We start from the raw sequence: 12,678 nt of genomic DNA on the forward strand, positions 1-12,678 counted from the left end.
CCATATAATGGCGTGGCGTACCTATGTTCTCTTTTGTAAAAAAATGCATCTTCCTGGCACTCTGTTCGCCTTTTCTTATAGGCTCCGGGATGAACTGAATTATTTATCGTAGCTGATAATCGCTCCCGGGGAGAACGCCGGGTCGAGATATTTCTGCAGCGGGCAATCCAGCAGTCTGACGATCCGCGCCTGGCCCCGTTCCAGCGGCTCCACCTGCATCAGCATGCCCTGGATGCTCACCTCCTGCAGCGGCTGGACAAAGCTGATCGCACCCTCAAACACCTGCTCCACCGGTACCACAGAATACAAGGTCATTGAGTCAATCCTCCCTGTATCAAAGGCTCCGAAGCCGAAGAAATATTTCCGGCGATCATACCATTCAGCCGGTTCAGCGCGGCGCCGATGCCGCCAACCTCATCCATCAGGCCGTATTTGACAGCATCCGCTCCGCCCACAGCCGTACCAATATCGCGGTTCAGCTCGCCGGTCTGGAACATCAGATCCTTGAACTGCTTCTCGGAAATCCGTGAATGTGAGGTTACAAACCGCACCATCCGCTCCTGCATCCGCTCCATATATTCGAACGTCTGCGGCACTCCGATCACGAGACCGTTCATTCGGATGGGATGTATGGTCATCGTTGCGCTCTCGGCAATAATGGAGTAGCTGGAGGATACCGCAATCGGAACGCCAATGCTGTGGCCGCCGCCGATCACTACCGTTACTGTCGGCTTCGACAAAGAAGCGATCATCTCCGCAATTGCCAACCCGGCTTCTACATCACCACCAACTGTATTGAGGATAATCAGCAGGCCTTTAATATTTTTGTTCTGTTCAGCGGCCACCAACTGAGGAATAATGTGTTCGTATTTGGTCGTTTTGTTATGCGGAGGCAGGACGAAATGCCCTTCAATCTGCCCGATAATTGTCATGCAAAAGATATCCGGTTCTCCGGCTGGAACCGCCGCCACGCCAAGCTCCTTCACAGTGCCCGCCGCTTCCGGGAGAACAGGCTCAATGCTTCCCGGTTTCCCTTCGTCAGGAAGAGTCTCCTCGTTTATGGCGTCGTTATTAATTCCTTTTGTTACATCCATCGTTCGCAGCACTCCCTTTCCGCCTGCAGCACTTTTTAGCTGGAGGCATGCTAATCTTCATTAGTATGACATTCCAAGTGACTCCGTTATGCACTCCTTAACATACAAAAACCCCTTCTCCCCTGGAAACCGTCCAATATTTCCGGGGAGAAGGGGCCTTGGCCCTGCTTATTTATTTGTTAATCGTTAGCTTCTTAAATTACACTTCCATGATAATCGGAAGGATCATCGGTCTGCGGCGGGTCTGCTCATAGAGGAAACGTCCAAGCGAATCCTTGACGCTTGTCTTGAGCGATGCCCATTCATTAACCTTCTCGCTCATCAGGCGCTGGAGCGTGCCGGATACGATACGGTTGGCTTCGTCAAGGAGTCCTTCGGATTCCCGTACATAGACGAACCCGCGGGAGATGATATCCGGTCCGGAGACGATAGCGCCATTCTGCTTGCTAAGCGTAACAACCACTACCAGAATACCGTCCTGGGACAGCAGCTTGCGGTCACGCAATACAATGTTGCCTACATCGCCTACACCTAATCCGTCAATCAGCACGTTGCCTGCAGTCACCTTACCGGCTCTGCGTGCCGCACCGCCGGAAATCTCAATCACTTCACCCAGTTCTGTGATGAAAATATTGCTTGGATCTACACCAACGGATTCTGCAAGCAGTGCATGCTTGCGCTGCATCCGGTATTCACCGTGAATAGGAATGAAATACTTCGGTTTCATCAGGTTGAGCATCAGCTTCAGCTCTTCCTGGCTACCGTGGCCGGAGACGTGAACGCCGGAATTGGAGCCGCTGTAAATTACGTTGGCGCCAAGGCGGAACAGCTCATCAATCGTACGGCCGACATATTTCTCATTGCCCGGTACCGGTGTTGCGGCAATAATTACCGTATCGCCCGGCAGAATATCCACCTTGCGGTGGCTGGAGCGCGCCATACGGGTAAGCGCCGACATCGGCTCTCCTTGGCTGCCTGTGCACAGTACTACTACACGGTTGGCGGCCATTCTGTTCATTTCCTCAGGTTCGATCAGCATGCCGTCCGGCACGTTCAGGTATCCCAGCTCGGAAGCGATGGATACTACGTTAACCATACTGCGGCCGATTACAGTAATCTTGCGTCCCGTTGATTCCGCAGCATTAACCACCTGCTGGATACGGTGCACGTTGGAGGCGAAGGTTGCCACAACCACCCGCTGATCTGCCTTGCGGAAAATATCCTCCAGAACGATGCCGACATTCTTCTCCGAAGGAGTGAATCCGGGCTTCTCAGCATTGGTACTGTCCGAGAGGAGCGCAAGCACGCCCTTCTGCCCGATTTCAGCCATCCGGTGCAGGTTGGCATATTGACCGTTGACTGGAGTGTGGTCAAATTTGAAGTCGCCTGTATGAACGACACTGCCTTCCGGTGTATCGATGCAAATGCCGACTGAGTCAGGAATGCTGTGATTTGTTCTGAAGAAAGTCACTTTGAGCGAAGTGCCCAGCTCAATTTCCGAATCTTCATTGATAAGAATACGTTTCGTTTCCCCGAGCAGGTTCGCTTCCTTGAGCTTATTCTCTACAAGCCCCAGGGTAAGTCTTGTGCCGTAAACCGGAACATTCAGGTTCTTGAGCACATATGACAAGCCGCCGATGTGATCCTCATGGCCGTGGGTAAGCACAATTCCTCTTACCTTGTCACGGTTCTCTGTCAAATATGAGATGTCAGGGATAACAATATCAATACCGAGCATATCCTCTTCCGGGAACTTAAGCCCCGCATCCACGACTACAATGTCGTTTCCGTATTGAACCACATACATGTTTTTCCCGATCTCGCCGACTCCGCCCAAAGCGAAAATCGTCAATTTATCGTTGTTGTTTTTTTTGGACAAATGAATCTAACCCTCCTATGATGTTGGACGTCATACTTTTTATTTGCAAAACAATAAGCTTCATTATTTCAGCGGCGCTGAACACATTTTCAAATTGCTAATAACTTCCATAAAAAACAGAAATTCCATAAGTCTATACAATTCCGCACTGCGAATAGCTCCCGAATCGGGCAGTGAATACATTGAATGAAGCGGACAAACGCCGTCAAAATTCACCGTCCGCGCCCCTTGCGCGGAAATCTGGCATCATTAGCGCAGACTTAATCAAGGACCTATCCTGTCTCACAATGTAAAATCCATTGACGGAAGATTACCGCATATTTAATTTTAACCGCACCCAGTCACTTAAGGACATTATACATGATTTTTTTGGCAAAAGACAAGTCATCCGTACGAATGCCTATTCTTTCCTTGCGTTCAGGGCTTTCCAGGCGAAAAAAACTACAGAAACCAGGGGGCCAGCGTTAATACAGCGTTTACGATTTTGACATTGAACAAACATAAAAAAGGCCGGCGCTCCTAGAATAGGAATGCCAGCCTTTGAGTTCAAACCCCGTCTTATTTCAGCAGCCCTGCGATAAATACCGCCTCTTCTTCAGTGGGTGGAATGAGCGGAAGCCGTACAGAGCCGACATTCTGCCCGCGCAGCCCCAGCGCATATTTGACCGCCGACGGATTCGGCAGCGGCTCCGGACATTCAAATAAGCCCTTGAACACAGGAAACAGCTTTCGGTGAAGCTCACCAGCCCGCTGTACATTTCCTGAGATAAAGGCGTTAATCATCTCTGCCATCTCCGCCCCGACTATGTGGCTGGCTACACTGATGATTCCGTAACCTCCGACAGCAAGCGCAGCAAGACCTGCAGAATCATCCCCGGAATAGACGCGGAAATCAGGCGGACAAGCAGCAGCAATCAATGTAACCTGGTCAACGGAAGCACATTCTTTGGTAGCCACAATGTTCGGAATTTCAGCCAGCCGCAAAGTGGTCTTCGCACTCATGCTTACACCGGTACGGCTGGGCACATTGTACAAAATAACCGGCAATGAAGTCTCACCGGCTATGGCTGCAAAATGCTGGTATAGTCCTTCCTGGTTCGGTTTGTTGTAATATGGAACGACTAGAAGCACGCCGTCCACACCGATTTTCTCCGCTTCCTTCGTCAAATGTATAGAATGTCTGGTATTGTTGCTGCCGGTTCCGGCAATGATTTTGCAGCGTCCAGCAGCCTTCTCCAGTACAAAAGCAAACAGCTCAAGCTTCTCTTCATCGCTTAAGGTGGGGGATTCTCCGGTCGTTCCGCAAACTACGAGCGCTTCGGATTTCTGCTCCTCTATGAGGTAATCGACAAGCCGTGAGGCGGCTTCCCAGTTGATCTCTCCAGCCCCGTCAAAGGGGGTCACCATGGCGGTTATTAATCTTCCGAAGTCCACATTGAATTCCTCCTTGTCAGCGGTGTAATTCAAACTTGGCATGCAATGCGCGCAGCGACTGCACCATGTCTTCCTTTTTGACCAGAACCCAAATGGTTGTATTGGAGTCCGCTGACTGCAGGATTTGAATATTCTGCGAGCTTAGCGCTTCAACGATGCGGGCCATGATGCCGGGAACGCCATTGATGCCGCCGCCGATGACAGAGACCTTAGCGCAGCCGGACAAGCTTGAAGGACGCAGTCCCAGCTCCTGCAACGCGGCGATCGCTTGCTCCGACTTGTCGTCATTTACGGTATATAGGGCCTCGCTTGGCGTCACATTGATGAAGTCCACGCTGATGCCGTTGTCGGCCATGCTTTTGAAAATTTGCAGCTGCACGCCGGTTCCGTTGCCTTCCGGGCACTCCACCGAAATCTGGGTAACATTGCTGACATAGGCGATTCCTGTGACATAGCGGTCCACAACCCCATTCGAAACATCGCTAAATCCTTCAGGATGGGTTACAAGTGTACCTTCGGCTTCGGAAAATGTAGACCGTACACGCACCGGGATCTGAGCCTGCATCGCAATCTCAACGGCGCGGGGGTGAATCACCTTGGCCCCTTGATAAGCCATGTTGCAGATCTCCGTGTAGCTGACATAGGTCAGTTGCTTGGCATCCTCGACAATCCGCGGATCGGCGGTAAGAATTCCATCGACATCCGTATAAATGTCAACCATGTCCGCACGCAGTGCAGCGCCGAGCGCAGTTGCTGACGTATCGCTTCCGCCGCGTCCAAGGGTCGTGAAATCACCGGCTTCGGTCTGACCCTGGAACCCGGTTACAATAACTACCTTTTGTTCGCGCAATTCACGCAGAATGCGCTCGGTCCGCACATCGAGAATTCTTGCATTGCCGAAGCTGTTATCCGTGAGAAATCCCGCCTGCGCACCTGTCAGCACTGTCGAGCGGATGCCCTCCTGCTCCAGCAGCCCGCACAAGGTTGTTGCCGAGATGATCTCTCCGCAGCACATCAGCAGGTCCTTCTCCCGGTCCGGCAGCGAATTTCCGTTCTGCACCGCCAAGTCCAGCAGTGTATCGGTCGCATAAGGCTCACCTTTGCGGCCCATGGCTGACACTACAACAACCAGGCTGAAGCCGCTGGCCAGCTCCCGTTTGACATGACGGATAACGTGTTCTCTGGCCGCAGGTGTGGAGAGTGAGGTTCCGCCGAATTTTTGCACCAAAATACCCATGAATAATTCCTCCATTACTTCTCTAAGCAAGCACACTAATATGTACGCAACCCATTATTCCATGAATGGAATAAATCAGCTTGCGCCTGGTCTTTTAAAGTGTTGAACCGCCCTCAGGTTGAGGACGGCTTATATGAGCCTTATAATCGGAGTGCCTGCATGAAACGAATCTGTTGTCTATGCTGAATGAAACCGTTCGATGATCATGGGCTGCAGCTGATTGCCCTGCAGCGCCGCATAACAGGCCTCGGGAATGAGATCCATCTGCGCCACAAGCGAATTAGGCTTGCCCTGCGGGTTATCCTGGCCGAACGGCACAAAATAAATATTCTTGGTTACCAGCAGCTTCGCAATGTTCGCCGCATTCAAACCCAGCCCGTCGTTGGTCGAGATCGCCAGCACCAGCGGACGCCCATTGCGCATTTGTGACTTGGCAGCCATAAGCACAGGGCTGTCTGTCATGGCGTTAGCCAGCTTGCTCGTCGTATTCCCTGTGCAGGGAGCGATGGTCAAGACATCCAGCAGCTTGGAAGGACCCAGCGGTTCCGCTTCAACAATTGTAGAAATGATATCATTCCCTGTTATTTCTTTCAACTGTTTTAGCCAATTTTCCGATGTGCCGAAGCGGGTATCCGTATTTAGCACGGATGCGGACACAATCGGGACCACTTTGGCTCCGCCATCCATAAAACGCTGAATCTGCGGCATGACCTCCGCAAACGTGCAGTGCGAGCCGGTAATCGCGTAACCTACTGTTTTTCCATGCCAATCCATTTATTCGTCCCCCCTGTTCAAACTCTCGTCCGATATCGACTGTACCAGTGCACCTGCCATAATGATGCCTGCGCTTTTGGGAGCAACGATCCCGGGCAAGCCCGGTGCCAGCATAGCTTTGATTCCGCGTTTTTCCGCATAGCGGAAATCGCACCCGCCCGGAGCGGAAGCCAGATCAATAATTACACAGTGCTTGGGAAGACGCGAAAGCACCTGCGCGGTGATGATCAGGCTTGGAATCGTGTTGAAAATGAGGTCGACCTCCGCCACATGAGCCAGCAGCTCTCCGGTCATAAATGGCTTCCAGCCCATCTCTTCGGCGCGTGCGTAATGCTCCTGTTTTCTTACCCCTACCTTCACGCTTGAACCCAAGCCCTGCAGTGCCCTTGCCATTGTAAATCCGGTTCTGCCCATACCCAGCACCATAGAGGTAGAGCCGTGAATAGTAAAATCCGTATTCTGAATGGCCATGACCAGCGCACCTTCCGCTGTAGGGATGGAGTTGTATATAGCCACATCGTCCCGGTTCAGCAGCTCCACCAGCTTAATTGAATTCTTAACGCACAAACTGCGCAAATAACCTTTGGCCATGCCGGTATAAACCGTACAGTGCGCCGGCAGCGCCGCGATATGCTCCTCCCGCAGCTGTAAACGGTGATTGGAGAACAGCGCATTGATATTTCCTTCGTCATCACAGCCTACCGTAGGCAGCACCAGCACATCCGCACTGCTTAGCAGCTCTGCCGACATCTGTTCCAGGCTTACCCCTGGGCTTGGGGCATCCCACTTTTCGAACCCGGCAGCGCTTACCGTCGCATCCATTTCCACACATTTCCGAATCACTTCAATCTGTCTCGCGTCCCCGCCCAGGAACACGATCCTGATGCCAGTAAGCATAGGGATGACGCTCCTTTCAACATACACACTATTGACTATAGAGCATCTTATGCCGCAGGCGGCGGATGGGTGATGAGCGGAGAAGAAATACTGGGCGCTCCACATAGATCATAGAAAACTTACAGAAATCACTCTATAGTTAACTAAAAATGTAAAAGGAAGGATTCCGGTGCACAACATGAAAAACAAATGGACAACCTATGCTCTTCCGCTGCTGGCGGTGATCATGATTGCAGCCGCTGTGCTTTTCATCACCAAAAAAGAACAAGCCCTTCCCCCTTTGCCCTCTTCAGCTCCAACTGCCCAAGCCGTATCCAGTCCTCAGTCAAGCGCTGTATCTACTCCCGTACCTGACGAAAAGAAGCTGACCCCTGACCAAATGAAAGCAGATCTGAACTTTCTGGTGAAGACGCTGGCGGAAATGCATCCGCGGCTGATTAACGGCTGGAGTGCCGGAGAGAAAAAAGTGATCGCGGAAGCCTACTCCAAAATCCGGCAGCCACAGACAACGGGGGAGTTCTATTTCATTGCCGATGAGATTGTGTCTCTGCTGCACGACGGACATACTTACATTTACAGCTTCTCAGCACGGCGCCTGCTGGATTTGCCCTTGTACTGGAGCCGGGAGGGACTGGTGGTAACTGAGGATAGAGGCGACCTCAAAACCGGCGATATTGTGACAGCCATAGGAAACCGCAGTATTAATGAGCTGGAGCAGGAACTGGACAAAGCCATACCGGCGGAAAATAAACAATGGGTGCGGGAGCAAGGCACTACCTTTGTAATATCCGATATTTTTCTGAATCATTTAGGGCTTACCTGTGACAATCAGGCCACAGTTCAAGTAAAACGGGGAGTTCAAAACGTAGAAGACACCTTTACATTTACAAGCGACAACTCTGAGAAGTTCTATAATCCATATCCGGGCACCGAGGCTGATGTGAATTATTATTTTGATAAAAAGCTGCCTTTGGGTGTTTTTGAATTAAGGACGTGCAATTACGATGATCACTATGTTCAGATGGTTAAGGATTTTTTCGCTGAGGTTAACAAACGGGGAATACGATACATAGCGGTCGATTTGCGAAACAACGGGGGCGGCGACTCCAGGGTAGTGGATGAGTTCATGTCCTATCTGAAGGTGAAGTCATACCGTACTTACGGGTCGATTATGCGCTTTTCACCACAGGTTCATGCGGCATACGGCGGGCAGGATAGCGGTACTGCAAAATATGCTCCCAGTGTGACTGATAACCCGCTGAAAACGGCGTTGCCCTTCAAAGGAAAGCTGTACATTCTAACCTCACCGCGAAGCTTCAGCTCCGCCAATATGTTTGCTGTGACGGTTCAAGATAATCAATTGGGCCTGATTCTCGGCGAAGCCACCGGAAATAAGCCTTCCTCCTATGGCGACGTCCTTCCTTTCAAGCTGCCATCATCAGGCCTTGAATTTCAGGTTTCCTTTAAAAACTTCACCCGTTCCAATCCGAAGCTCGACCCTGCGGATGCGGTCTTTCCGGATATTGAGGCTTATACCACGGTCAAAGATATCATCAAGCGGCGTGATGCCCAGATGGAGAAGTTGCGCGAGGTAGTTGAAGAGAATCTACAGGCGAAAGTGTCAAAATAGAAAAAAAGCTTGCGGACAACGCCGTTACCGGCGTTCTTCCACAAGCTTTTTGTGTAGTGTAATGCAGCTTCTTATTTGCCCGTATGCCCGAAGCCGCCTGCTCCACGCTCTGTTGCGGACAGTTCCTCCACTTCAACCATCGTTACGGACGGTACGGCCTGGAAAACCATTTGGGCAATCCGCTCATTACGGGCAATGGCAAATGGCTCCTGCCCCAGGTTGATCAGCAGCACCTTGATTTCGCCCCGGTAATCGGCGTCGATGGTACCCGGTGTGTTCAGGCAGGTGATGCCATGCTTCAGCGCCAGGCCGCTGCGCGGACGGATCTGCGCCTCCAGGCCGTCCGGCATGGCCAGCGATATACCGGTAGGGATAAGTGTGCGCTCTCCCGGAGCAAGCACGACAGGCTCGCCCACAGCAGCGTACAGGTCATAGCCTGAGGCTTGCTCCGACATTTTGCGGGGCAGCAGCACATCCTCATTTCCCGGTAGCTTGTTAATTTGAACGTAATAAGACAAGATCATCTCTCCTAACATTGGCTATAGCTTTGTCTGTAGAACCTACCATCGCCAGCGCGAGCGGCTCGGCAAACATATGGTCCAGCAATTGATTGACGTCATCCATTGTCACCTGCTGGATTTTGGCGATCATCTCATCCAGTGTATCATGTCTTCCAAGCATCAGCTCATTTTTGCCGAGGCGGTTCATCCGGCTGCTGGTGCTCTCCAGGCTGAGGATCAGACTTCCTTTGAGCTGCTCCTTACCCTTTCTCAGCTCGTCCTCGCTCAGTCCCTTGACCGCAAGCTCATACATCATCTCTTTGATCAGCACGGTCACCGCTTTGGTCTGTTTCGGCGCAGTCCCGGCATATACAGTGAACATCCCGCTGTCTGCCTGTGAGCTGTGGTAGGAGTATACCGAATAGGCCAACCCGCGTTTCTCGCGGATCTCCTGGAACATCCGTGAGCTCATCCCGCCGCCGATGGCATTGTTCAGCAGCACCATTGGATATTGCAGCGGACCACCGCTTTGGACGCCCGGCAAGGAAAGGCAAATGTGGTTTTGCTCGGTTTTCTTGCGGTGAAAGAGCAGCCCACCATGAAAATCAGGTGCTGTCAGCGTGGAGGCTTCTCCGTGATTGTCGAAAGATCCGAAATGCTGCTCCAGCAGCTCGATTAATCCGTCATTGATATTGCCGGCTACGCTGATGACCGTATTCTCTATCGTATACTGCTGCTTCATATAAGCGCGCAGATCGTCGGGTGTCATCTCCAGCAGCCGTTCCTTCAAGCCCAGGATAGTATAAGCAAGCGGGTGTTCGCCGTAGGCGGCGGCACACATCAGATCATGCACCAGATCATCCGGCGTGTCCTCGCACATGGCAATTTCCTCAAGGATGACGTTTTTCTCCTTCGCCAGCTCTTCTGCATCCATCCGTGAACGGAAAAACATGTCCGCCAGCACGTCCACGGCAATCGGCAGATGCTCATCGAGCACTTTTGCATAATAGCATGTATATTCCTTGGAGGTAAATGCATTGACGTTGCCGCCAATGGCATCGAACTGTTCAGCAATATCCTTGGCGCTATAGCGGTCGGTTCCTTTAAAAAGCATATGTTCGATAAAATGTGAAATCCCGTTATTAAGCGGGTTCTCGTTCCGGGAGCCTGTTTTGACCCAGATTCCGAAGGAAACGGACCGGCCGGTAGGAATGGTTTCGGTAACCACCCGCAGACCGTTTGATAATACTATTTTTTCCACTTCTAAGTCCTCCTGGCATAGACCTGTTTCTATCTGTATTTGGTATTCGCGCCTCTTATCCTACCAGAAATAAGCGGCTCACTCAACATCTGCGGGGATCAGGCGCTCCGCTGAGAGCGTTTGACTGACTGTCCCAAGCTGCAGGCCTTTGGCTCTAATCCCCCGTATCATGCCCCGGAGCGCCTTAGAGGAAGAGTCTGTCGGATGCATCAGGATCAGAGTTCCCGGCTCCACCTTGCTGCTGATTTTGGCTATAACCGATTCCGGTGAAGGATTGCGCCAATCGACCGTATCGAGCGTCCACAGCACTGTTTTCAGCCCCAAGGAAGCGGCAATGTCCACCGTCTCCTGATCAAAATCGCCCGATGGCGGGGCAAACCAGGTATTGGTGACCCCAAGGCTCTCCTTCAAGAGCTTCTGTGTCTTCTCAATCTCGGCGGTGGCGCGTTCCCGGCTTAAGGTGCTCATATTGGGATGGGTGTAAGCGTGATTCTCCATTTCATGCCCGCGCTTCAGCATTTCAGCGGCAAGCTCTTTATTATGGCTCAGCCAGCTTCCGTCCAGAAAAAAAGTAACCTTCACCTTCTCCTGATCAAGAATATCGAGCATCGGCATAATATATTGATTGCCCCATGCCACATTAATCATCAGTGAAACCATCGGCTTGGCCGGGTTGCCCCGGTAAATCGGCTGCGCTCCCAGGTCGTTCAGCGAAACCTTAGGCGGTATTTGCCGGTACAGGAGCTTCACAGGATCTTTTGCCCCCCGAAGCAGTGCCGTCTGGTACGTAGCCTCAATATCCACCTCAAGCCCGTTATAGCCCGGAATGGCTTTCCATACCCGGTCAACCGTGGCATCCACCGCAGGACTGTTCAGCTTGGCTGCCTTGTTCTCAATCAGTGTGCGCAAAGCATCCCTCGGCTCTGTGGCAGCATTGCTCCATACAGCCAGTCCAGTCTGCGGTTTAAGCTGGGCCAGCATATCCTTCACCGGTCCGTAAGTGCTGCCGATGCCGATAACTACAGTAATGCAGGCCAGTATAATCGCCGCTTTATCCGTCTTCATGACGTTCTTCCTCCCTGGCAGAAACGGTTCGTTGGTCCGTCCCGCACAGGTTGAGTGCACAGGACGCTTTGTCCCAGCCTATGTATCCCCGGAAGAAAATATGCATATTAACGCCCAGCAGCAGCACTCTGCGTGGATCATTGCATTTTCAAATTCCTATTTCCCGCATTTTCTCAGTGACTTTTTTGATCCTGTCGTCAATACTTGTGCCGCTCAATTTCGGAATCCGTATCTCGCTCACAATATTTCCGTCACGCATAAACATAATTCGATCCGCCCGAGCCGCCACCTTTGCATCGTGAGTTACAAGCATAACCGTAGTGCCTTCCGCGTTGATTTCGGAGAAAATGTCCATAATCTCCTGTGCGGATTTTGAATTAAGCGCGCCAGTCGGCTCATCACCGAAAATAATTTTTGGATTGTTCATAAGCGCACGGCAAATGCCCACACGCTGAAGCTGCCCTCCCGAAACTTGTGTAATATCACGTTTTTCCAGTTCCGCAATACCTGTCTTTTTCATAAGTGCTTTTGCTTTCCCGGTAATCTTCAGGGCGCTTCTTCTGTTGTCCCGCATTGAAGGAAGTATGATGTTGTCGAGGATATTCAGATTTTTCAGTAAAGTCGGCTGCTGAAATACAAATCCCATTTTTGTTCTCCGTATATCTGAAAGCTCATTTTCACTCAGTGCAGATAAATCCCTGCCGTCAAATGCAATCTTTCCGCCGTCAATGCCATCCATTCCGCTCAGCGCAAACATCAGCGTCGATTTTCCTGAGCCTGAAGGCCCCATAACCGCAACGAACTCGCCTTCGTCAATTTGGGCAGATACTCTATCCAGAGCAGTGTATTTTTCCTTGCCCTCGCCAAAAGATTTTACTATATTTTCACCGATGATAATCTTCTTCAT

Annotated in this window: 12 protein-coding genes; 1 reads left to right on the forward strand and 11 read right to left on the reverse strand. The window is 51.4% G+C overall.

All coding sequences use genetic code 11. The features are described 5' to 3' along the window. Positions 1-99: 99 nt before the first annotated feature. The 7 genes from AC0LWN_RS04665 to dpsA form a co-directional block, all read right to left on the reverse strand. On the reverse strand, positions 100-315 hold the full coding sequence (locus AC0LWN_RS04665; protein ID WP_458962588.1) for a YlzJ-like family protein: 216 nt from the start codon (positions 313-315) through the stop codon (positions 100-102). Continuing rightward, positions 312-1,094 (reverse strand): ClpP family protease, encoded by a 783-nt coding sequence (locus tag AC0LWN_RS04670; RefSeq protein WP_474663417.1) that lies wholly within the window; start codon positions 1,092-1,094, stop codon positions 312-314. The genes AC0LWN_RS04665 and AC0LWN_RS04670 overlap by 4 nt, the downstream gene beginning before the upstream one ends. 199 nt (positions 1,095-1,293) lie before the next feature. Next, positions 1,294-2,973 carry a ribonuclease J gene (locus tag AC0LWN_RS04675; RefSeq protein ID WP_474663418.1) on the reverse strand — a complete coding sequence of 560 codons (1,680 nt, stop codon included), beginning with the start codon at positions 2,971-2,973 and terminating at the stop codon, positions 1,294-1,296. Between the two features lie 558 nt (positions 2,974-3,531). After that, entirely contained in the window at positions 3,532-4,407 is an 876-nt protein-coding gene (gene dapA / locus AC0LWN_RS04680) for a 4-hydroxy-tetrahydrodipicolinate synthase (RefSeq protein WP_474663419.1), read from the reverse strand. A 16-nt stretch (positions 4,408-4,423) separates the two neighbouring features. Further along, complete coding sequence (dapG, locus tag AC0LWN_RS04685) at positions 4,424-5,644, reverse strand: aspartate kinase (protein ID WP_474663420.1); 1,221 nt, start codon at positions 5,642-5,644, stop codon at positions 4,424-4,426. Between the two features lie 177 nt (positions 5,645-5,821). Beyond that, positions 5,822-6,418, reverse strand: coding sequence for a dipicolinate synthase subunit B (locus AC0LWN_RS04690; protein WP_458962593.1), 597 nt, complete (start codon positions 6,416-6,418; stop codon positions 5,822-5,824). Then, on the reverse strand, positions 6,419-7,315 hold the full coding sequence (dpsA, locus tag AC0LWN_RS04695; protein ID WP_474663421.1) for a dipicolinate synthase subunit DpsA: 897 nt from the start codon (positions 7,313-7,315) through the stop codon (positions 6,419-6,421). It lies immediately after the preceding gene. A gap of 178 nt (positions 7,316-7,493) precedes the next feature. Here dpsA and AC0LWN_RS04700 point away from each other — a divergent pair, with 178 nt between their 5' ends. Further along, complete coding sequence (locus AC0LWN_RS04700; protein WP_474663590.1) at positions 7,494-8,945, forward strand: S41 family peptidase; 1,452 nt, start codon at positions 7,494-7,496, stop codon at positions 8,943-8,945. Between the two features lie 71 nt (positions 8,946-9,016). On the opposite strand, the gene dut is transcribed toward AC0LWN_RS04700, so the two are convergent. From dut to AC0LWN_RS04720, 4 genes are all read right to left on the reverse strand, one after another. Next, positions 9,017-9,463 carry a dUTP diphosphatase gene (gene dut / locus AC0LWN_RS04705; RefSeq protein WP_458962595.1) on the reverse strand — a complete coding sequence of 149 codons (447 nt, stop codon included), beginning with the start codon at positions 9,461-9,463 and terminating at the stop codon, positions 9,017-9,019. Beyond that, positions 9,441-10,706 carry a M16 family metallopeptidase gene (locus AC0LWN_RS04710; RefSeq protein WP_474663422.1) on the reverse strand — a complete coding sequence of 422 codons (1,266 nt, stop codon included), beginning with the start codon at positions 10,704-10,706 and terminating at the stop codon, positions 9,441-9,443. Before AC0LWN_RS04710 ends, dut begins: the two co-directional genes overlap by 23 nt. Positions 10,707-10,784: 78 nt before the next feature. After that, positions 10,785-11,771: a polysaccharide deacetylase family protein gene (locus AC0LWN_RS04715; RefSeq protein ID WP_474663423.1), complete on the reverse strand. Its 987-nt coding sequence runs from the start codon at positions 11,769-11,771 to the stop codon at positions 10,785-10,787. 148 nt (positions 11,772-11,919) lie between these two features. Then, a complete protein-coding gene (locus AC0LWN_RS04720; RefSeq protein WP_474663424.1) occupies positions 11,920-12,678 on the reverse strand; it encodes an ABC transporter ATP-binding protein in 759 nt (252 codons plus the stop codon).

This window comes from Paenibacillus sp. sgz302115, from assembly GCF_056120445.1.

What these genes read in the sequence shown, in the direction of transcription:
- AC0LWN_RS04715 (WP_474663423.1), bottom strand. Translation starts at nt 11,771, where the DNA reads ATGAAGACGGATAAAGCGGCGATTATACTGGCCTGCATTACTGTAGTT.
- dapG (WP_474663420.1), bottom strand. Translation starts at nt 5,644, where the DNA reads ATGGGTATTTTGGTGCAAAAATTCGGCGGAACCTCACTCTCCACACCT.
- dpsA (WP_474663421.1), bottom strand. Translation starts at nt 7,315, where the DNA reads ATGCTTACTGGCATCAGGATCGTGTTCCTGGGCGGGGACGCGAGACAG.
- AC0LWN_RS04700 (WP_474663590.1), top strand. Translation starts at nt 7,494, where the DNA reads ATGAAAAACAAATGGACAACCTATGCTCTTCCGCTGCTGGCGGTGATC.
- AC0LWN_RS04665 (WP_458962588.1), bottom strand. Translation starts at nt 315, where the DNA reads ATGACCTTGTATTCTGTGGTACCGGTGGAGCAGGTGTTTGAGGGTGCG.
- AC0LWN_RS04720 (WP_474663424.1), bottom strand. Translation starts at nt 12,678, where the DNA reads ATGAAGAAGATTATCATCGGTGAAAATATAGTAAAATCTTTTGGCGAG.
- AC0LWN_RS04690 (WP_458962593.1), bottom strand. Translation starts at nt 6,418, where the DNA reads ATGGATTGGCATGGAAAAACAGTAGGTTACGCGATTACCGGCTCGCAC.
- AC0LWN_RS04670 (WP_474663417.1), bottom strand. Translation starts at nt 1,094, where the DNA reads ATGGATGTAACAAAAGGAATTAATAACGACGCCATAAACGAGGAGACT.